This window comes from Sphingobacterium gobiense, from assembly GCF_002980575.1.
GTDB lineage: Bacteria > Bacteroidota > Bacteroidia > Sphingobacteriales > Sphingobacteriaceae > Sphingobacterium > Sphingobacterium gobiense.
On record NZ_PVBS01000002.1, the window covers coordinates 1,448,826 to 1,468,181 of the forward strand.

Here is a 19,356-nt window from a genome sequence, read left to right on the forward strand (position 1 = left end):
AAAAATGAAAACACTTCAAACAAATACCCCTTGGCTCATCAAGGATATGGCAGGGGAACTATCAGGAAAACACAAAATAGGAATCGTAGTCTTGCTGATGCTGGCATTGTTCCTATTCATCGGAACGATTTTACAGATTATAGATTCCACCGCGGGCGTGCTCGATATAGGCATCTTATCGGTATGGTTCTTTGGCCTATTAGTGGGCATGGCGGCCATCTTCTGTAGCCTCTGGCTGCAGGAAATCCTTTGGCAACCCTTCAAGGCATTCCGCAAAGAATTCAATTACCACTTTAATCAATTGACATCATGGCAACAATGTATTATTTATTTTTCGGTCTTATTTTTATTACTGTTTGCGGTGCTGTGGGCACTATCCATCATATTGTAGTGGCGAAACATTCGCTGTCGCTACAGGAAACAAAGGACGACAGCTTACGGCAAAAGATCATCGATATTGCACAGCAAGAGATCGGCGTGCAGGAGAAGACCGGCAACAATGATGGTGATAGGGTCGAGGAGTATCTGCGATATACAGATTTAGGAAAAGGATATGCCTGGTGTAGCGCGTTCGTGAGTTGGTGTTATGGGCAGACGGGGCTGCCAGAACCACGTAACCCATGGAGCCCGGCACTATTTCCGAATGCCCGGACGTATTGTAGGGGCGACGCCTGTCGTCGTCCCATTACGTTGACGCAAATAAATCCAGCTGATATCTTCGGTATTTATGGTCAAAGCGTCCGACGGATAAACCACGTCGGTCTTATCAAAGATATACAGGGCAAATACCTGCGTACGATCGAAGGCAATAGCAATAACCGGGTGGAATCGAAACGGCGGCATTTGTTTACGGTACACGCTTTGGCAGACTGGATAGGAGGTGGGAGATGAAAAAGCAGCTGACTATACAGGGAATAGTGTGCCTGCTCTTATTGTTGGCATCATCGTGCTACACCATGCGCAAAAAGATGAACAGCAATGTGCAGCATCAGTTTGCCTATGCGCATACGGCCTTCGCTTCGGATACTGCTATTCGGCATTGGTACTTTGCTTCCGATTCCGCCTTTGCCTACCATCCCGATAGCGGCTTGCGCACGTTTTCGGGAAGGCTACTCGGCTGGGAATCTAGCGTTAGCCATAAACTGGAGCAACACACGGTAGATAGCGCCAGCAATTTTCAGTATAGCGCGAAGGAGTTAACCCGGGATAGTCATAATATTTGGACTATCGGCTACATTTTTTGGGCATCCCTTGGAGCAATGTTGGTTGTTTTCTTTTTCGTGGTAAGGAGGAGATGACTTAGTTCTAGATTTAGAGAACCTTTTAGACAACACAATTGTTGAAGATACAAATAACAGCTGATAAGTATGATATGATGGACACGATTTCAGTAATTATAGAAACGCCGGCAGGAAGCGCACAAAAATATACCTACGATCCTGTAAATGGACGGATGAAATTAAAGAAAATCTTACCGGCCGGTATGGCCTTTCCTTTTGATTTTGGTTTTTTTCCTGGGACCAAAGGGGACGATGGTGATCCCCTGGATGTCTTAATTATATCTGAATTCAGTACTTTTCCGGGATGTTCGATGGAATGCCGAATAATCGGTGCGCTCGTTATCCATCAATCGGAATCCGCTAATAGCAATAAAATGATTCGGAATGATCGTTTTATTGCTGTACCCGTAGCTTCTCTTGTATACCAAAAAGCTAACAAACTTATGGATTTGCCGAAAGAGCTCAGGACCCAGCTGGAAGCATTCTTTACAAATTACATCGAACAGGAAGGGAAACGGCTCACGGTTGAAAAGCGGATTTCTGCTAAAGAGGCTTGGAAGCTTATTCACCGCTTTCAGGATAGGTTGGATAAAACGCTTCTTTTCGAGATCTTTCTACCGCTGAGAGACAATAAGAACAGTGCATTTCCACAACACTATTTTGATGATCTACGCCAGTTGCTCGTCAGGAAATTCGGAGGCGTCACAGTATATCAGCGATCGCCTGTTGCCGGTATCTGGGATAACCCTGAAACAGGGCATGAACAGGACGAGCTTATGATATATGAAGTGATGTCTTCAACAGGAGACGAAATCTTTTGGAAGCAGCTTAAAGCGGATTTAGCAAATCAGTTTAAGCAGGATGAGCTTCTCATCCGGAGTTCCCGCTTGAATATAATATAAGAATATCACAAAAACTTAATATCAGTTTATTAGGACTCTTTGACATCCTATACACGAGGCAGCTCTAAAAAGGCTGCCTCTTTGCTGTTCGTTACTATTCTACGTTTAATTTTGCACGTCAATTTACCGTGTGAGGATTAATGACATTTATATTACTTTGTCAATTCTTTGGTAGTCAGAATATTATTTTATTTTTCTATTGAAAATCGAAAATATATATGTTGTTTTTTTGCTTCGCAACGTAAAACGCTTAGATTTGCGCCAGTTTAAATTAAAATCAATTTTATATGAAAAAATTATTACTTACTTTAACTGCAGTTGCAGGTCTTACAGTTGCTTCAAAAGCACAGGAATTCGGTTTCCAAAAAACAGATTTCATCGTAGAAGGCTTTATCAACTCTTCGAATACAGATGACAAACAAGCAGAAAAAAAAGTTTCTCAGTTTAACTTTAATCCGAAATTCGGATATTTCGTAAGCGATAAGATCGCTGTAGGTTTAGAGTTGACTGTAGGTAATTCTAAAACAACAGATTATTCTGATGAAACAGACGTGTATACTAAAGATAACAACTTTGGTATCGGTGCATTCGGACGTTACTACTTCTTAGAGGTAGGTTCACGTTTCAAAACCTACGCTGAACTAGGTGCGGGTTACAATCAAATGGGTGGAGAACTTAATGACGGTGCTGAAACAACGAAACTTGACAAAACAAAAGGTTTTGGAGTAAACGCTGGTGTAGGGGCGAACTATTTCCTTACAAACAACATCGCTCTTGGATTTTCTTTCGGAAATGTGATAGCATTTAACTCATCAAAAGTTGACGTTGATGGTGCGAAAGCGCAAACTGAATTCAGTACCAAATTTAACCAGTTTGATAACTTCTTTAACACAGCTCACTTTGGACTAACGTTCAAATTCTAGTGTTATCCAGTTTTTAATGATATAGAAGAGGCAGCCCGTTGTGGCTGCCTTTTTTTGTCTCGGTCGGCATCTGTGGCCGACTAACATATCTCAGACCAAAGATACCTGATGGGATACTGAGATAAAAATTGGTAAAGAGATGACACTCCGTTGGGTTTTGGAAAGGTATTTGTGACCAAAAGTTTATTTTAAAGATAAAATAAAGGAATATGGAAGCTTTGGAATTTGAAAAACGGTATTGGAAAGCCTTGGAACATCACGATATTGACACGGTTAAAAATCTTACCCGCTTTCCTTGTATTATTACCGGGAAAACGGGCGTACGAAAAGTGGATGAAACTGAATTTCACAAGAATTTCGAATCTAGCAAAAACATGCAGATGAAGGTTCTTGATATTTCGGATATCAAGTCGCAAGCAATCAATGAAACGACGACTATTATTGCTTACATCGTTCAATTGGAATATGTCGTCGACGGACAGGCATCAACATTTCGCTGCGCATGTGCATCAACATGGGTAAAGGAAAATGATCAGTGGCTTTGCGCCATGCATACAGAATCCGATTTAGAGAAGTAAAATTTATTTGAATGGGGGCAGTGAAATTTGTAGCAATCTATTGATTTCTTGTTGGAGTGTCTCCTGTTCTACTTTGGATTTTGTCAAATCAATTGCCCTTGTATAGTGTTGAATTGAGGTAGGAATGTCTATGCTGGAATATAAATAGCCCAGTAGTTCATGGTAGTAGTTGCTCTCCGAAAGATTAAGCTTTTCCACCTCCTTAATGGCTTTTTCATTACCATAGACTTTAGCGAAAGCAAATGCTCTATTCAAGGCCGTAACGGGTGAATATTCAACAAGTATAAGTTTGTTATACAATTGTAGGATGTGTTCCCATTTATTATTATCGGTGAAGGTGGTATGCCAATAGGCTATACCTGCTTCCAAGTGATACGTTGAAATTTCTCCACCATTGCAGGCTTCGACCAAATAGTAATTTCCTCTGTCGATAAGTGATCTGTCCCAAAGACTTTTGTCCTGTTTGTCAAACAGGATAGCTTCCCCGTTAACACCTGTTCTTGCCTCCAATCTCGAGCTCTGAAAGCACATCAAAGCGAGCAAAGCATTTACTTGGGGTGTATTGGTCAATGGGTTTTCAGTTAAGACCAACGTTAACCTGACGGCTTCGGAACATAGTTCCTTTCTGATTAGCTGATTGTTGGTAGTAGAAAAGTACCCCTCGTTGAAAAGCAAGTACAACGTTTTTAGCACCGTTTCCAGCCTTGTTTTGATATCGGCTGCGGTTAAGTAGTCGATTTGAAACTTGTCATTCCGTAGTTTGGTTCGAGCTCTTTGCAACCGCTTTTTGATGGTCTCTCGATTTGTCAAAAAAGCATTGGCTATTTCTTCTACGCTAAAACCACATAAGATTTGAAGTGCCAAAGAAATTTGGGCTTCTATTGGGTTTGCAGGATTACATACAGCAAAAATCATCGCTAACTGGCTGTCTGCAATGATTTGATGATTAATTTCAAATTCTTTTTCTAGTTCAATTTCGAGGGGTTTTGCGGCGGACTTTATTTTGTTCTCAAAAACAGACTTATGTTTGAAATAGTCTTTGATTTTGTTTCGCGCTACTGTGTATAGCCATGCGGTCGGGTTATCGGGTACGCCGTTGATAGCCCAGTGTTCAGATGCTTTCAAAAATGTATCGCTGGCAATATCTTCCGCAATTTCAATATGGGCCAAACCAAAATGACGGCAAAGCACAGCCGTCATTTTAGCATATTCCTGTCGGAATAAGTGCGGTAAAAGTTCCTTATGTGATTTTGAATTAATCACGTTGTAAAACTTCTCGCACTTCAATGCTTCCACCTACTTGGTCGAAAATTGGATTACCTTTTGCCATTTCTACCGCTTCGTCAATAGTGTCAGCTTTTACGACGATATAACCACTGATAAATTCTTTAATTTCGGTATAAGCGCCGTCCGTTATGACATTGTTGGGTTTTACGGTTTTTGCACTTGCTGCGAAGGGTAGAAGCGTATTGCCTTTATCTGCTAATTTGTTTTGCGAGGCGATACCTGCCAACCAATTCATCCTCTCTTGCATCTGTTCGGGAGATGGTTTGAAATCGGAAATGTCTTTCAGTCTGAAAATTAATGCAAATTCTTTCATTGTATTAAAATTTAAATTAAATGTACCCTAATAACGACTGAGTTCATGAGATGGGGACAAATATAACGAATGAAGGCAATTCCAAACCCGAAAAATAATAATTAACTTTATAACGATGATTGGTAAATATCGGTTATAGATGGAGAACGAAAATATAGAAAAGCACACCCATAACGAAGAGGACCAGAATTATAAACTTCACCGTGCCGAAGTATTGCTGTCAAAGTTGCAGGAAAGCGAATCAAGATTGCAGCTGGCAATCGATTCCACAAAGTTGGGAACTTGGGACTGGAACCGGGAACGGGGGAAAGTCTACTGGTCTGCCGAATGTAAAAGAATTCTCGGCCTCCGAGCAGAAGAGCATATTTCTTTTCAGGAGTTCCTGGAACGGATAGATATAGCGGACCGTTCAGACGTAAAAGCTAAGGTGAGGGAGATCGCCAATGGTTCCGATGAGGGGAATATCGATGTAAGATATAAGATTAGAAAGTTCGACGATGACCGACCGCGTTGGGTCAGGATTCAAGGTACCGTTTTTGTTGAAAATAAGGCATTAATTCGGTTTATCGGTACGATGCTGGATATTACCGATACGATTCAGGCGGGCGAGCGAAACGCACTGCTTGCTGCAATCATCGCTTCGTCCAACGACGCCATAGTGGCCAAAACCACCGAAGGAATAATTACGACCTGGAATAACGCCGCACAGAAGATGTTCGGATATACGCCGGAAGAGATCATCGGAGAATCCATCATGAAAATTATACCCGAGGATAGAAAGGAAGAAGAACACTATATCCTATCTAAATTACGGAATGGCGAAAGTGTTGAACATTATGAAACAAAGCGGCTCACGAAGGCCGGGCGACTAATAGACGTATCGCTAACTATATCGCCTATAAAAGATGACGCGGACGAAATTATCGGTATCTCTAAGATAGCGCGTGATATCACCGAACGAAAGCAGGAAGAAAAGCGGAAGAATGACTTTGTTGCGATGGTAAGCCACGAACTCAAAACACCGCTAACATCGATACTACTATATGTCCAGCTGTTGGTTAAAAAGTCCACGAACGTAGAAGATCCTTCCTTTCTGGGTATGAGTACCAAAATCGAAGCGTATGTGAAAAGAATGGTCTCGATGATAACGGATTACCTCGGGCTCTCGCGCATTGAAGAGGGGAAGATTGATATACAGAAGACGCACTTTGCGCTGAAGCCGTTGGCTGATGAAGTGATGGAGGAAGCACGTCTGATCAGTTCGAAACATACCCTTGAAATTGTAGGGTGTGAGACCGTGGAGGTTTATGCAGATCGCGAGAAAATGAGGCAAATTCTGATAAACCTCGTCGGAAACGCTCTAAAATATTCGCCTTCGGGCGGTCCCGTCACGCTAGGTTGGGAAAGTACGTCAGACAAGCTCCGGATTTATGTCAAGGACGAAGGCCTGGGTATTACACCCGCGGATCAAACCAAATTATTTCAACGATTCTACCGTGTTGATGATGAGGAGCGACAGAATATAGCGGGATTCGGAATAGGATTATATTTGGTTTCGGAACTTCTGCGTTTGCACGACAGCACGATCGAAGTGGATAGTAAGCTTGGCGAGGGATCCGTTTTTTATTTTCATCTAGATGGTCACAGATCGATCGGCGGTGACCTCCGGTCCGACAGCGGAAAGCCCCGATCACGCTGATCCCGTAGGTGCCTGATCGAATTTAGCATCAAGTAAATGTAACACTGCGTAAACCAAAGACGTGCGTTGGTGTTCTTCCTATATAGGACGGATTGTCGATAAGGAGAAAATGCCATGAAAAACGATAACTTCAAAAAATATGCACTCATTACAGGAGGTACAGCTGGTATTGGCCTGGAACTGGCGAAGTGTTTTGCAAAAGACGCGTATAACCTGGTATTGGTAGCACGGGATGAGGCTCGACTTGGCCGGGTGAAGCGTGAGCTAGAGGCCGCATTTGATATTGAAGTGTATACCATAGCACAAGATTTGGCTACGCCTGACGCAGCGAACGAGGTTTATCGTAAAGTCAGCGACCAGCATATCTTTGTCGATGTATTGGTTAACGACGCCGGACAGGGCGAGTATGGGCTTTTTGCGAAAACGAACCTGGACCGCTTATTGGAGATTATTCAGCTCAATATCGTGGCAACGACGAGCTTGACCCATCTATTTCTGAAAGACATGTTGGCGCATGAACGTGGTAAGATTCTCCAACTTGGATCCATTGCCTCCGAAGTTCCGGGGCCATGGCAGGCTGTTTACCATGCGACGAAAGCGTTTGTTCTTTCCTTTTCTGAAGCTGTTCGACAAGAGATTGCGGATAGCAACATCACCATTACTGTGCTTGAACCTGGCGCCACAGATACCGATTTTTTCAACAAAGCAGGTATGACGGAGTCTAAGGTTATGGACCAAAAGTTAAGCGATCCCGCTAAAGTGGCGGAAGATGGCTATAACGCACTGATGGCGGGCAAAGACAAGGTGATTTCTGGTATGAAAAATAAATTAATGATTGCTGCGAGCAACCTCATGTCGGATAGTTCGGCTACTAAACGGATGGGGAAGATGCAGGAACCAAAAAAATAAGATATTATGATAGTAGGCATGCTCACTCGAACGATTAAACTGGCCACCTTGGCTGGCGCAGCTTGGTATGTTGCAAAGAAAATGCGCCGCCGGATGCACTCGACCGATTTGGCTGGTCAAGTGGTTTTAATTACCGGAGGTTCTCGTGGACTCGGCTTGGCCTTGGCAAGGGAGTTGGCAGCGAGAGGAGCCCGTATTGCGATATGTGCACGAAAAGCAGAACATCTAGAAAACACGCAACAGGAGTTTGCTGTATATGATTATCCGATGTTCACCTGTCAGGCAGACGTTACCGTGCCGGATCAAGTAAACGAAATGATGGAAAAGGTTGTACAGCATTATGGACGCTTGGATATGGTAATCAATAATGCCGGCACGATGCTCTTGGGGCCGGAGCAGGTGATGAACATAGCCGATTACAAAAATATTATGGAAGCCAACTGCTGGTCTGCCCTGTATACGACAAAAGCCGCTACACCTTATTTCAAAGCACAGGGTGCGGGATACATCGTCAACATCTGTTCGATTGGCGGAAAGATTTCAGTGCCGCACATGTTACCCTACAGCGTGAGTAAATTTGCCATGGTAGGTCTTTCGCAAGGGCTGGCAAGTGAGTTGGATCGGGACAATATTGTTGTGACCACAGTAATCCCCAATTTAATGCGAACAGGTAGTCCCCGCAACATCGATATAAAAGGCAATCATCGAGCCGAATACGCATGGTTTAAACTGGCAAACGCGTTTCCTTTATTGTCGCAAGGAGCGGAGACGGCTGCCAAGCGTATTGTGGATGGGATAGCCCGTCGAGATAGAGAGATCACGCTTTCCCTTACGGCGAAACTGGCGATAGCTTTGCAGGCACTTGCGCCCGAATTGATCGGTGCAGGCACGCGATTGGCAAGCAGGGTGATGCCCGTGAGTGATGACACAACATTGAAAAAAGGATACGAGAGTGAGTCTGTTGTTACCCGGAGTGTTACCGGAGGAAAAAAGAATGCGGATACCCTAAAGTTCAACCAGCAATGATTTCTACCAAGTGTAAGTAAACTGTTTACGGTTGATTTAACCTTCGGTGGACTTTCGGTAGATTGTAGTCGCCTGAAGCATAAAATTCTCATACACGATATCCGCTCTGTTTTGTTGTTTGTCAATAAGCTTTATTAACAATTCCAGCGCTAACCGAGCCATATCTTGCGTAGGTTGTCGGATGGTGGACAAGGCCGGATTTAAGTAGTTCGCAAGATTGGTATTGGTAAAGCCGATTACGGCGACATCTTGCGGAACGGATAGATCGAGAGCTGCTAATACGCCCAATACCTTAACGGATAAGGTATCCGTACCCCCTACAATGGCATCTGGCATGTTATCCATTGTTTGAAGTCTTCTGAAGACTTCCTTTAATTCGCTGTCGATATTTTGTGTTGGATCTTGATAATCTGTATGAATGACATATTCTTCCCGAAATGGGATGGCATAGTTATGAAGTGCGTTCTTATAACCCCGGATGCGATCTTTCGTGTTACCGATATCTTTACCACAGAGAAAAGCAATTTTCTGACGTCCTTTGTTAATGAGTTGCTCTGTCGCAGTGTACGTTTCTAGACTATTGTGTATGCCGATTTTGTAGGTTTCCAAACCGTGTTGTATGCGGTCAAAGAGAATCACAGGGCAGGTATGGTGATGGATATGCTGTAATAATTCGGTATTGGAGTTTTCATGGGCGGGTGAAATGATAATCCCGGCTACATGCTGACGAACGAGAAAATCGAGCGCTTCTTTTTCTATTTTTTCATTGTTCTGTGTTTGAAAAGGGATGAGTGTATAGTGGTGTGGCAGGACGGCGTTGTATAGCTCGTCAATAAATTCTAAAAAGAAAGGGCTGGAAAGAAACGGAATCACCACACCGATGAGGTTGGTCTTTCCCGTTTTGAGGTGTTTCGCAAAGGGGTTGGGTCTATAGTTGTGGCTAGCAGCATATGCTAAAACCCGTTCTTTAGTCTCCTGTTTTATTTCGTAGCTGTCATTTAACGCGCGAGAAACGGTGGCTGGAGATAGATGGAGTGCCGCTGCAATAGATTTGATATTGACTTTGCCCATGAGTTACTACTTATTGCTTTTGGCTAAATTATCGATTTATTTCCATATAATGCCATCTCCGCAGATATATGCTTTGGCTTGGAATTTGCATATAGTCCGAAAATAGTTGAATAGGTATGAAGAAAATTTTAGGATTTACGTTGGTATTGACATTCTTGCTGGCGCTTTCGTCGTGTTATTCACATAGACATCCTCACCGGAATTTGCCTCCAGGAAAGGCAAAAAAAATCTATGGAGACAAGTCGGCTAAGCGTCATGCTCCCGGGCAAAAAAAGAAACGACACAAAAATAATAAAAGGGGAAAAGGACATTATAAACACGATGTTTATCTTCACTTTGGCGATAGATAATTTTATTTTGTAGTTTAGTGCCTTTAAAAAACCTTAACTAAAGCTATGCTAAAAAAATATCTCGGATACAGCACGCTTATGTGCTTGTTAACGGCAAGTGTGGTTTCGTGTACTGACGAAACATCCGGACAAAAACAGGAAGAAGAAATACATAATGCTGCTACGCAGGTAGTGCCTGAAGAGGCAGAAGGATTGATCGGTCGTTGGGACATTACGATGGATAAAGATGGCAAAGAAGCTCCTTCTTGGCTGGAAGTTAAACTTTCTGGATTTAATGTTTTGGTGGGCTCATTTGTAGCTGATGCGGGAAGTGCCCGGCCTGTTTCGCATATTCAGCTCAAAGACGGTAAATTTTCATTCCAGATTCCGCCTCAATGGGAGGGAGGAGAAGGTTTCTTTACGATTGAAGGGGAATTGGCCGGTGACGGAATTAGCGGTACCATTACAACCAACAAAGGGAACAAATTTAACTTCACTGGGGTAAAAGCACCTTACCTGGTACGGACGGGAGAGGCACAATGGGGCGAACCTATCGAATTGTTCAATGGAAAAGACCTTACGGGATGGAAAACATCTGGTGAGAATAGCCAATGGATTGTTGAAAATGGAATCTTGATCAACAAGGAAAGTGGTGCAAACCTGATCAGTGAACAGCAATTTGAAGACTTTAAGCTAATTGCGGAATTCCGTTATACGGAAGGAGCGAATTCGGGCATTTACCTAAGAGGACGTTATGAAGTGCAGATTGAAGATTCACCGAAAGATAGGCACCCGGGGTCGTTGTATTTTGGCGGTGTATACGGATTCCTATCACCCAGCGAAATGGCGACTTTAGGACCAAACGAGTGGAATAAATACGAAATAACATTGCGGGGTCGGATGGTAACGATTGTATCCAACGGAAAAACAATCATCAGCAACCAAGAAATTCCTGGTATCACAGGAGGAGCACTGGACAGCAAGGAAGGCGAACCGGGGCCGATTTATCTGCAAGGCGATCACACAGGCGTAGAGTTCAGGAAAATTACGGTGATTCCAGGGAAATAGGTTAATTATAATAGTTTAACAATCCTAAAAATCAAATCTGCTGCCAATTTTGCGGTACGGTTATCGATATCATAAGCTGGATTTAGTTCCGCGAAATCAATACTGACAAATTTTGGCGAAGTGATGATACGTTCAAATACCGAGATAAAGAAGGGGTTGGGTAGTATCCCGTTATAGGCTGGTGCACTGACGCCGGGTGCGTATGGGGCAGCAAATACATCCATATCTACGGTAACATAGAGCTGATCTATCTCACGTATAAACGACGATAGTCGATCCTGTATTATTACTTGGTTTGTAACATCAAAATCCTGTGCTTCAATCCAGTTTACGCCGTAGGTCTGGGCAGTGTTGAAGAGCGCTTGTGTATTGCTTATTTGCTGTATGCCAATAGGTAGATAGTGGAAGCGCTCTTCTTGCTGTGCTATTTGATAAAAACCCGTGCCGGAAGTAGCCTTATGGTCTTGTGGTTCTCGGATGTCAAAATGCGCATCGAAGTTGATGATACCGATCTTTTTGTCGCTAACCTTCCGAAGTCCGAGATAATGGCCAAAAGTAACTTCGTGTCCACCTCCGAGCACGATAGGAAAACCACCTTTCTTCAAGATGTGAGCTACCGCTTCGCCGAGTGCTTCCTGAGATGCTTCGAGATTACTATCATGGCAATGAATGTCGCCCACATCGATAATATCGGTCTGTTGTGGTTGGTGGACGGGCAGATTCGATAAGCTTTTTCGTAGCGTCTGGGGGGCTTTTGCAGCGCCGGCTCGTCCTAAATTTCGTATTACACCTTCATCGCACGCATAACCAAGTAGCACAAAACGGCCACTTAAATTTTCGGTTTCATCCAAATGTATAGATTTTACAATTTGGTGCCAACGGAGATGACTCCGATCCGAACCATCTACTCTCCCGGTCCAATTAGCTGATGATGGTGGCGTGTAATAATTTTGAAAGGCATTCGACATATTAGTTGAAAATATTATTTAATAGATGGTCATCCACTTCGTTTGCCAGCGTAACCTTCAGCGAGTTTGTCCGGTTCAATTCTACTTCTATGGCTTGGCGAGCTTCTTTGTTGCGTGCCCATGCACGTCGTGCGATACCATTGTTGACATCGTAAAATAACATACTTTCTAGTTTTCGGTCTGCGGTAGCTGTACCGTCCAAAACCATGCCGAAGCCACCGTTGATAACCTCGCCCCAGCCGACACCACCACCATTATGGATAGAAACCCATGTAGCACCCCGGAAACTATCGCCGATAACATTGTGGATAGCCATATCTGCCGTGAATTTACTGCCATCATAGATGTTACTCGTTTCGCGATAGGGGGAGTCGGTACCACTAACATCATGATGATCACGCCCTAAGACGATAGGAGCGGTAATTTTTCCGTCCCGAATGGCTTTATTGAATGCTTTGGCGATCCGTACGCGGCCCAGGGCATCGGCATAGAGTATACGTGCTTGTGAACCGACCACAAGTTGATTACTTTCCGCCTGCCGTATCCATTGGATATTATCTTGCAGTTGTTGTTCGATCTCCGGATAAGCGGATGCTAATAATTCTTCCAATACCGCTATGGCCATGCTGTCGGTTTTGCGGAGGTCGTCGGCTAAACCGGAGGTACATACCCATCGGAAAGGCCCAAAGCCATAGTCAAAACACATTGGTCCTAAAATATCTTGGACATAAGAAGGATAGCGGAAATTGATACTGTCTGCCGCCATCACGTCGGCACCTGCGCGGCTACTCTCCAAAAGAAAAGCGTTGCCATAGTCGAAGAAATAGGTTCCCCGGGATACGTGCTTATTGATAGCATCTACTTGTCGTATCAGTGAACGTTGCACTGCTTCTTTAAAAACGGCAGGCTGTTCGACCAGTAGTTTATTAGATTCTTCAAATGAAAAACCTGCGGGATAGTAACCGCCCGACCAGGGATTATGCAAAGATGTTTGGTCTGAACCCACCGATACCTGTATGTTGGCATCCCAAAAAGCTTCCCATACATCGACTATATTCCCGATGTAGGCGATCGAAATGATCTCTTGCTGTTCGACGGCTTGTCTTGCGCGGCTAATAAGTTGTGCCATATCCTCGATCAACAGGTCTACCCAGCCTTGTTTATGACGTTTACGTGCGGCAGCTGGATTCACTTCTGCGCATACGGTGATACATGCAGCGATATTTCCGGTTTTGGGTTGTGCACCACTCATGCCGCCGAGTCCCGAAGTAAGGAATATTTTACCTCGTGGACTTTCATTTGCAGGTAGCTGGCTTCGAAAGGCGTTCATGACGGTGATAGTCGTACCATGGACGATACCTTGTGGACCAATATACATATACGATCCGGCAGTCATCTGTCCGTATTGTGTTACACCAAGGGCATTGTACCGTTCCCAATCGTCCGGTTTGGAATAATTTGGAATCATCATGCCATTGGTCACGACTACCCGCGGAGCTTCTTTAGAAGAGGGAAATAGACCCATTGGATGCCCGCTGTAAACGTGCAGTGTCTGTTCGTCTGTCATTTCAGATAAATACTGCATCGTTAGCAGATACTGTGCCCAATTCTGAAAAACGGCTCCATTCCCGCCATAGGTAATCAATTCGTGCGGATGTTGCGCCACGGCGGGGTCGAGGTTGTTCTGTATCATGAGCATAATAGCCGCTGCTTGGCTGCTTTTGGCAGGATACGCCGAAATAGGGCGTGCATACATGGCGTATTGAGGGCGGAACCGGTGCATATAGATACGTCCGTAGTCGTTGAGCTCTTCCAGAAATTCTGAAGCTAGTTCTTCGTGCCACGCAGCCGGAAAATAGCGCAGTGCATTTCGAACGGCGAGCTTTTTTTCATCTGGGCCTAAGATGTCTTTGCGCTTCGGAGCGTGGCTTATCGTGCCATCGTATACGGCCTTCGGGGGGAGCACCGCCGGTATACCCTGGATTATTTGTTCTTGAAATGTCATGCTTGCTCTCCTTTCGTATAGATGAGTGCACCGCTTTTCCAAACTTGTTGTGGCAAGAGCGTCCCTTGCTTGTACGTGATGTTCTGGTAGTTGTCGGTCGTGTAGATATTGAAATCCGCGAGTTGTCCGCGCTGTAATTGTCCTCTATCAGTTAAGTTCAATGCTTTTGCTGCACGCGAAGTAAGAGCCGCAAATACTTCTGCATTGCTGAGCTTTTCGGCTGTCGCTAAGATAGAGGCCTGTACCATGAGTTGCCCCATAGGCGCTGAGCCGGGGTTCCAATCGGTTGCTATGGCTAGGATAGCTCCCTGATCTAACAAGCGGCGTGCAGGCGTATACGCGCAACCTAGTCCTAAAGATGCGCCTGGCAGAGCTACGGCAACGGTATCTGATTTAGCGAGTATTTGAATCTCCTTTTCGGTCGATGCTTCCAGATGGTCGGCGCTGACCGCTCCAAATTCAACGGCAATTACGGAGCCTGATGTCGTGAACTGGTCGGCATGCACCGTAATGTCAAATCCTCGTTCTTTGGCGTTACGGAAATAGGGTCTTATTTCGATTGCGCTAAACGCACTTTTTTCCACGAACGCATCGATTCTGTTCGTTAGATTCTCCCGTCGTAAGATCGGAAATAGTTCGGCCGCCATCTTTTCTAAATAGGTGGATGCGTCTCCTGCAAAATCTCGAGGTTTCATATGGGCTGCAAGGCAGGTAGGCACTAAATCGACTGGTACCTGTTTTTGAGCTTGTTGTATAGCACGTAGTGTTTTGAGTTCTTGTTCGATCGAAAGACCATAGCCACTCTTGACTTCGATGGTCGTAATCCCTTGCTTGATCAAGGCATCGACCCGCTCTATAATACGTGCGATAAGCGCTTCCATAGATGCGTTCCGTGTATGCTGTACCGTACTCCAAATACCGCCACCTGCTTCCGCTATTTCCAAGTACGTGGCTCCTGCATTACGTAGGGCGTAATCATTTGCGCGATTCCCGTCGAAGGCAATATGGGTATGGCAATCGATATAACTAGGCATACATACCGCCGGTGTATCGATTTCGACGAATGTTACCGTGGAGCCGTGTTTTTCCCGCAACGCGGCATACGGTCCAATGTCGATGATGCGGTCATATTCTATTACAATACCGCCGTTTTCGATTATTTCTAATGTATGATCGGCCAAGGGGCCATGTAAGGATAAGTTTGCCAGAGGCAATAATTGCGTAAAAGGACCTAACAGTTTTTTTGCCATGATTAAAAGGTATTGAATTGTTCTGCGTGACTGCCATAATAAGGAAGGCCTTCTTCTTCGGCTACGCGCGACGCTAAAGCAACAAGCTCTCCCGACTCAACCAACTCTTGTGCTTTGGATAATACGTCTTCCATAGGTTGATCGTCTTCGATATGTGGAATATATTGACGGATTTGGTGATGGATGGCTTCGATGATTGGGGTGGACTCTAAAGGTCGGTGAAAATCGAATGCTTGGGCTGCACAAATCAATTCGATGCTAAGGATACGGTTTACGTTTTGGATGACTTGGCGAAGCTTGCGCCCACTGATTGACCCCATGCTCACGTGGTCTTCCTGTCCGAGCGAAGTGGGGATACTATCGGCACTAGCTGGGAAACACAATCCCTTGTTTTCACTTGCTAGGGCCGCCGTGGTGTATTGCAATATCATAAACCCGGAATTTAACCCCGTTGATCGGAGTAATAATTTTGGAACGCCAAGGGTATCCCCCTCAAGAGAAAGGTAGATGCGCCTATCGGATACGTTTCCTATTTCGGAGATGGCGAATGTGGCGTAATCCATCGGTAGGGCGATGGGTTGCCCGTGAAAACTACCACCGCTAATAGTCAGGTTTTCACTGATGATGACGGGGTTGTCTGTCACGGCGTTAATTTCTGTCTCGACAATATCCCTGAGGTGCAGCCAGGCTTGTCGGGATGCCCCGTGAATTTGCGGGATACAGCGTAGCGAATAGGGGTCTTGAACGCGCGCACAGTTTTTATGAGATTCGACAATCTTGGAACCCCGGAGCAAATTATAAATCGTGCTGGCAACAAATTGATTGCCCGGATGCGGACGAAGTGCGTGCAATTCTGTAAAAAACGGTTTAATGGAAGCGTTTAATCCTTCGAGCATTAGGCAGGCTATGAGGTCAGCGTTTGTTAATGCGTTGTGCAATTCGGTTATCGCCATGACGGCGTGTGCTGCCATAAACTGGGTGCCGTTAATAAGTGCTAAACCCTCTTTGGCACCTAATGTAAGGGGAGAAAGGCGGTGTTCTGCCAGAACCGAAGTGGCGTCTTTTATTTCACCATCTACCCAGACCTTTCCCAGTCCGATAAGGGGTAGGAAAAGATGGGCTAGGGGAGCAAGGTCGCCTGAAGCGCCTACAGAACCTTGTTCGGGGACGATAGGTATAATGTCGTGATCGATATGCCATAGGATACGCTCCATTGTACGCCACTGTACGCCGGAGAAACCCTTCGCTAATGCATGTATCTTCAGAACAAGCATTAGTTTAGAAAGCAAAGGGGAAATTGGTTTACCGACACCCACTGCATGGCTTTTCAAGATATTCTCTTGTAATTTCTGCGTGTCGCTGGCATTAATAATCGTCGTACAGAGCGGCCCAAAACCTGTATTCACGCCGTATACCGTGTCGCCGGAGGCTACAATATCCTGAACATATTGTGCACTGCGTTGTACTGCTTCTTTCGTGTCTGCCGATAAAATACCTTTTTGTTCCCCTCGCGCCAAGCGCAACGCGGTGGAGCTATGGAGATCATCGATACCGTATTTGAAGTTCTTCATATTGGTCATGTATTCGTGTTTTGTCGTCTGGGAGTAAAACGAAATCTTTCAGCTTTTCTCCTATAAAATCAAATGTAATAGATTTGCGTGATATTATGCAATTGGCTGTGCCGGAGGTAATTTAGCGGATTAGCAAATCGCGAAAGACAAACCAAATATTGTTTTTTTTGTTTAAAATTATAGATATATAGGTATGAAAAATCAAACATTATGCTGAAAAATTTAATTTTTATCTATTTAACAATAATGAACTTGAATCTGTTTGCCCAAGAGATAAAAGATCCTCGTTTAGAGGTCGTCGCTTCTTTCGGAAAATCACAACCGATAGGCGTAAGTGTATCAAGTGATAATCGCGTGTTCGTGTCCTTTCCGCGAAAGGAGCCGTATACCATGGGGCTGTCTGAAATCATCAGCGGTACGCGTAAAGCTTATCCGGACGGAAACTGGAATGCAAAGGAGGGCGCGTCAGATAATCACTTTGTGAACGTTCAGGATATTTATGTGGATACCGATGATCAACTATGGGTTTTGGATTCTAAGCCTTCTACGGCAGGGTCGGTTTTTGGAAAAGATGGCTCGGCGGAGCGTCAAGAAGGACAATTCAAATTGGTGCAGATTGATTTAACGAGCAATAAGGTAGTTCGTCAGTACGCATTCGACGATTTGGATAAAACGAGATCAGGTTTGAATGATGTACGCGTGGATACGGATAAAAAACTGGCCTATCTTTCGGACCCTGGACAGGCCGGCATCGTAGTATTGGATTTAAAGACAGGGACAACGAGACTGCTGTTAGCGGAATCACCCGTTACAAAAGCTGATCCTAATGTGGTGTTGAGCTACGAAGGAAGGGATATGCGTGATAGCAAGGGTAACCCATTCCGTTCGAACGTGAATGGTATCGCATTGACGAAAGATAACACGTATTTTTATTTTAAACCGATCAATGCCACTCAGCTTTATCGGATAGAAACCATTTATCTTGCAGATGTCTCACTAACGGCGGACGAATTGAAAGCAAAGGTTGAAGATTTGGGAGAAACAGTGATTACCCATGGTTTGGTAGCCGATGTTAAAGGAAATATCTATTTGACATCTTCTTTGGATTATAGTATTAAACGGTATACTCCCGAAGGTAAGGTGGAGACGGTTGTGCAGGATAGCCGTTTGATTTGGCCGGATTCTTTAGGTGTGGGAAGCGATGGTTATCTATATTTTTCTTGCGCACAAATGAACCGTTTGCCTCAATGGAACGATGGCGAGGACAAGGTTTCTTATCCGTATGAGGTTTATCGTGTAAAAGTGTTATAGACCGATATGGACGACAACGATATCTTCGTTATGGTAGGAGGGGTGATAGCTGGCAATGGCATCGTTCTGTTTATAAAAGGCTAATTCTTCATACACGGCTTGGCGAAGTACACCCTTTCCTTTTCCATGGATAAAACGGATTTCTGTGTAATCCCAATAGATCGCTGCGTCAAGCATCTCCCGCATCAATTCCAGCGATTCTGCTAATAGCTCATCGGTCTCGTAAATGTCGAGATTGCCCAGAAAAGCTTCTGCATGTAAATCTACCGTCTTTGGCGGTTTTGGTAATGTCGTTGCCATATGTCAAAAATAACGGTTATTTTAGGATTATAAATAATAAATGTTCATTTGGTCGATCAGCAAATAGACCGTTGCATGAGAAAGGTGGGTGATGATTTAAAGGAGCGGTTTAAAAGGTGACTGGCGGATATGATCAAGTTTCACCTGGAACAATGAGGCCATTTTGCGTCCTCGGTTTTTTGCCTCGTCGGCAACGGGGCCTTCGAATAAATCGTTTACGGTTTTATCAAAAAGCTGTAACCAGCGTTCGAAGTGTTTCGCTTCTATCGGCAATTGTGCATGAGGAGGGAACGGTCGTCCTTGGTATGTGTATTCGTCTAGTAGGATGGTCTGCCAAAATGTATACATCTTTTCCAAATGTACCCGCCAACGCCCTTCCAATTTGGTATTGAATATCGGACCGATAAGATCGTCTTCTTGTACCCGGCCGTAAAAGGTATCGACCATCGATTTAATATCGTCTAATGTTTGTATATCTGCTTTTGCCATAATGTGCTCCTCAATGACAAAGTTAAACAAGATATAGTGGAAAAAATATGACGAGGCGCATAAAAGGTTGCATTATT

21 protein-coding genes are annotated in these 19,356 nt (G+C 44.3%); 12 read left to right on the top strand and 9 right to left on the bottom strand.

All coding sequences use genetic code 11. The features are described from left to right. The first annotated feature begins 4 nt into the window (after positions 1-4). The 6 genes from C5749_RS14845 (at position 5) to C5749_RS14870 (ending at position 3,683) form a co-directional block, all read left to right on the top strand. A complete protein-coding gene (locus C5749_RS14845) occupies positions 5-391 on the top strand; it encodes a hypothetical protein (protein WP_105726922.1) in 387 nt (128 codons plus the stop codon). Further along, positions 310-891 carry a CHAP domain-containing protein gene (locus C5749_RS14850; RefSeq protein ID WP_146113764.1) on the top strand — a complete coding sequence of 194 codons (582 nt, stop codon included), beginning with the start codon at positions 310-312 and terminating at the stop codon, positions 889-891. Before C5749_RS14845 ends, C5749_RS14850 begins: the two co-directional genes overlap by 82 nt. Next, the gene (locus tag C5749_RS14855; RefSeq protein ID WP_146113765.1) at positions 888-1,298 is read left to right on the top strand and encodes a hypothetical protein; all 411 of its coding nucleotides are present in this window, start codon (positions 888-890) and stop codon (positions 1,296-1,298) included. Before C5749_RS14850 ends, C5749_RS14855 begins: the two co-directional genes overlap by 4 nt. Positions 1,299-1,339: 41 nt before the next feature. Beyond that, on the top strand, positions 1,340-2,182 hold the full coding sequence (locus tag C5749_RS14860) for an inorganic diphosphatase (protein WP_146113766.1): 843 nt from the start codon (positions 1,340-1,342) through the stop codon (positions 2,180-2,182). 287 nt (positions 2,183-2,469) lie between these two features. Beyond that, positions 2,470-3,105, top strand: a complete 636-nt coding sequence (locus C5749_RS14865; protein WP_105726926.1) for an outer membrane beta-barrel protein — start codon at positions 2,470-2,472, stop codon at positions 3,103-3,105. A gap of 209 nt (positions 3,106-3,314) precedes the next feature. Then, positions 3,315-3,683 carry a nuclear transport factor 2 family protein gene (locus C5749_RS14870; RefSeq protein WP_105726927.1) on the top strand — a complete coding sequence of 123 codons (369 nt, stop codon included), beginning with the start codon at positions 3,315-3,317 and terminating at the stop codon, positions 3,681-3,683. 3 nt (positions 3,684-3,686) lie between these two features. Here the strand turns inward: C5749_RS14870 and C5749_RS14875 are convergent, their stop codons facing one another. Together C5749_RS14875 and C5749_RS14880 are read right to left on the bottom strand one after the other, a co-directional pair. Continuing rightward, positions 3,687-4,946, bottom strand: a complete 1,260-nt coding sequence (locus C5749_RS14875; protein ID WP_219847989.1) for an RNA polymerase sigma factor — start codon at positions 4,944-4,946, stop codon at positions 3,687-3,689. Beyond that, positions 4,939-5,283, bottom strand: coding sequence for a YciI family protein (locus tag C5749_RS14880; protein WP_105718358.1), 345 nt, complete (start codon positions 5,281-5,283; stop codon positions 4,939-4,941). The genes C5749_RS14875 and C5749_RS14880 overlap by 8 nt, the downstream gene beginning before the upstream one ends. Positions 5,284-5,422: 139 nt before the next feature. On the opposite strand from C5749_RS14880, the gene C5749_RS14885 reads away from it, so the two are divergent. From C5749_RS14885 to C5749_RS14895, 3 genes are all read left to right on the top strand, one after another. Then, positions 5,423-6,982, top strand: coding sequence for a PAS domain S-box protein (locus C5749_RS14885; protein WP_105726929.1), 1,560 nt, complete (start codon positions 5,423-5,425; stop codon positions 6,980-6,982). A 114-nt stretch (positions 6,983-7,096) separates the two neighbouring features. Beyond that, on the top strand, positions 7,097-7,891 hold the full coding sequence (locus C5749_RS14890; protein ID WP_105726930.1) for an SDR family NAD(P)-dependent oxidoreductase: 795 nt from the start codon (positions 7,097-7,099) through the stop codon (positions 7,889-7,891). Positions 7,892-7,897: 6 nt separating this feature from the next. Next, the gene (locus C5749_RS14895) at positions 7,898-8,917 is read left to right on the top strand and encodes an SDR family NAD(P)-dependent oxidoreductase (RefSeq protein ID WP_105726931.1); all 1,020 of its coding nucleotides are present in this window, start codon (positions 7,898-7,900) and stop codon (positions 8,915-8,917) included. A gap of 36 nt (positions 8,918-8,953) precedes the next feature. On the opposite strand, the gene C5749_RS14900 is transcribed toward C5749_RS14895, so the two are convergent. Then, on the bottom strand, positions 8,954-9,988 hold the full coding sequence (locus tag C5749_RS14900) for a LacI family DNA-binding transcriptional regulator (protein WP_105726932.1): 1,035 nt from the start codon (positions 9,986-9,988) through the stop codon (positions 8,954-8,956). Positions 9,989-10,104: 116 nt separating this feature from the next. On the opposite strand from C5749_RS14900, the gene C5749_RS14905 reads away from it, so the two are divergent. Together C5749_RS14905 and C5749_RS14910 are read left to right on the top strand one after the other, a co-directional pair. Beyond that, the gene (locus C5749_RS14905) at positions 10,105-10,338 is read left to right on the top strand and encodes a hypothetical protein (RefSeq protein WP_105726933.1); all 234 of its coding nucleotides are present in this window, start codon (positions 10,105-10,107) and stop codon (positions 10,336-10,338) included. Positions 10,339-10,383: 45 nt separating this feature from the next. Next, positions 10,384-11,385 (top strand): 3-keto-disaccharide hydrolase, encoded by a 1,002-nt coding sequence (locus tag C5749_RS14910; RefSeq protein ID WP_105726934.1) that lies wholly within the window; start codon positions 10,384-10,386, stop codon positions 11,383-11,385. A gap of 5 nt (positions 11,386-11,390) precedes the next feature. On the opposite strand, the gene hutG is transcribed toward C5749_RS14910, so the two are convergent. Genes hutG through hutH form a run of 4 tightly spaced genes read right to left on the bottom strand, consistent with a single transcriptional unit; the run spans position 11,391 to position 17,179 of the window. Beyond that, positions 11,391-12,353 (bottom strand): formimidoylglutamase, encoded by a 963-nt coding sequence (gene hutG, locus C5749_RS14915; protein ID WP_105726935.1) that lies wholly within the window; start codon positions 12,351-12,353, stop codon positions 11,391-11,393. Between the two features lies 1 nt (position 12,354). Beyond that, positions 12,355-14,358 (bottom strand): urocanate hydratase, encoded by a 2,004-nt coding sequence (locus C5749_RS14920; protein WP_105726936.1) that lies wholly within the window; start codon positions 14,356-14,358, stop codon positions 12,355-12,357. Then, positions 14,355-15,608 carry an imidazolonepropionase gene (gene hutI / locus C5749_RS14925; RefSeq protein WP_105726937.1) on the bottom strand — a complete coding sequence of 418 codons (1,254 nt, stop codon included), beginning with the start codon at positions 15,606-15,608 and terminating at the stop codon, positions 14,355-14,357. Before hutI ends, C5749_RS14920 begins: the two co-directional genes overlap by 4 nt. Positions 15,609-15,610: 2 nt before the next feature. Beyond that, positions 15,611-17,179, bottom strand: a complete 1,569-nt coding sequence (gene hutH, locus C5749_RS14930) for a histidine ammonia-lyase (RefSeq protein WP_105727075.1) — start codon at positions 17,177-17,179, stop codon at positions 15,611-15,613. A gap of 210 nt (positions 17,180-17,389) precedes the next feature. On the opposite strand from hutH, the gene C5749_RS14935 reads away from it, so the two are divergent. Continuing rightward, positions 17,390-18,490 (top strand): L-dopachrome tautomerase-related protein, encoded by a 1,101-nt coding sequence (locus C5749_RS14935; RefSeq protein ID WP_105726938.1) that lies wholly within the window; start codon positions 17,390-17,392, stop codon positions 18,488-18,490. Here C5749_RS14935 and C5749_RS14940 read toward each other — a convergent pair. Together C5749_RS14940 and C5749_RS14945 are read right to left on the bottom strand one after the other, a co-directional pair. Beyond that, positions 18,485-18,790: a Smr/MutS family protein gene (locus tag C5749_RS14940; protein ID WP_105726939.1), complete on the bottom strand. Its 306-nt coding sequence runs from the start codon at positions 18,788-18,790 to the stop codon at positions 18,485-18,487. The genes C5749_RS14935 and C5749_RS14940 overlap by 6 nt on opposite strands. 96 nt (positions 18,791-18,886) lie before the next feature. Continuing rightward, positions 18,887-19,279, bottom strand: a complete 393-nt coding sequence (locus C5749_RS14945; RefSeq protein ID WP_105726940.1) for a group III truncated hemoglobin — start codon at positions 19,277-19,279, stop codon at positions 18,887-18,889. Positions 19,280-19,356 lie beyond the last annotated feature (77 nt).

Coding starts and splice junctions, on each gene's coding strand:
- C5749_RS14855 (WP_146113765.1), top strand. CDS start 888: ATGAAAAAGCAGCTGACTATACAGGGAATAGTGTGCCTGCTCTTATTG.
- C5749_RS14885 (WP_105726929.1), top strand. CDS start 5,423: ATGGAGAACGAAAATATAGAAAAGCACACCCATAACGAAGAGGACCAG.
- C5749_RS14945 (WP_105726940.1), bottom strand. CDS start 19,279: ATGGCAAAAGCAGATATACAAACATTAGACGATATTAAATCGATGGTC.
- C5749_RS14905 (WP_105726933.1), top strand. CDS start 10,105: ATGAAGAAAATTTTAGGATTTACGTTGGTATTGACATTCTTGCTGGCG.
- C5749_RS14935 (WP_105726938.1), top strand. CDS start 17,390: ATGCTGAAAAATTTAATTTTTATCTATTTAACAATAATGAACTTGAAT.
- C5749_RS14910 (WP_105726934.1), top strand. CDS start 10,384: ATGCTAAAAAAATATCTCGGATACAGCACGCTTATGTGCTTGTTAACG.
- hutH (WP_105727075.1), bottom strand. CDS start 17,179: ATGAAGAACTTCAAATACGGTATCGATGATCTCCATAGCTCCACCGCG.
- hutG (WP_105726935.1), bottom strand. CDS start 12,353: ATGTCGAATGCCTTTCAAAATTATTACACGCCACCATCATCAGCTAAT.
- C5749_RS14870 (WP_105726927.1), top strand. CDS start 3,315: ATGGAAGCTTTGGAATTTGAAAAACGGTATTGGAAAGCCTTGGAACAT.
- C5749_RS14940 (WP_105726939.1), bottom strand. CDS start 18,790: ATGGCAACGACATTACCAAAACCGCCAAAGACGGTAGATTTACATGCA.
- C5749_RS14880 (WP_105718358.1), bottom strand. CDS start 5,283: ATGAAAGAATTTGCATTAATTTTCAGACTGAAAGACATTTCCGATTTC.
- hutI (WP_105726937.1), bottom strand. CDS start 15,608: ATGGCAAAAAAACTGTTAGGTCCTTTTACGCAATTATTGCCTCTGGCA.
- C5749_RS14900 (WP_105726932.1), bottom strand. CDS start 9,988: ATGGGCAAAGTCAATATCAAATCTATTGCAGCGGCACTCCATCTATCT.
- C5749_RS14920 (WP_105726936.1), bottom strand. CDS start 14,358: ATGACATTTCAAGAACAAATAATCCAGGGTATACCGGCGGTGCTCCCC.
- C5749_RS14845 (WP_105726922.1), top strand. CDS start 5: ATGAAAACACTTCAAACAAATACCCCTTGGCTCATCAAGGATATGGCA.
- C5749_RS14895 (WP_105726931.1), top strand. CDS start 7,898: ATGATAGTAGGCATGCTCACTCGAACGATTAAACTGGCCACCTTGGCT.
- C5749_RS14890 (WP_105726930.1), top strand. CDS start 7,097: ATGAAAAACGATAACTTCAAAAAATATGCACTCATTACAGGAGGTACA.
- C5749_RS14850 (WP_146113764.1), top strand. CDS start 310: ATGGCAACAATGTATTATTTATTTTTCGGTCTTATTTTTATTACTGTT.
- C5749_RS14865 (WP_105726926.1), top strand. CDS start 2,470: ATGAAAAAATTATTACTTACTTTAACTGCAGTTGCAGGTCTTACAGTT.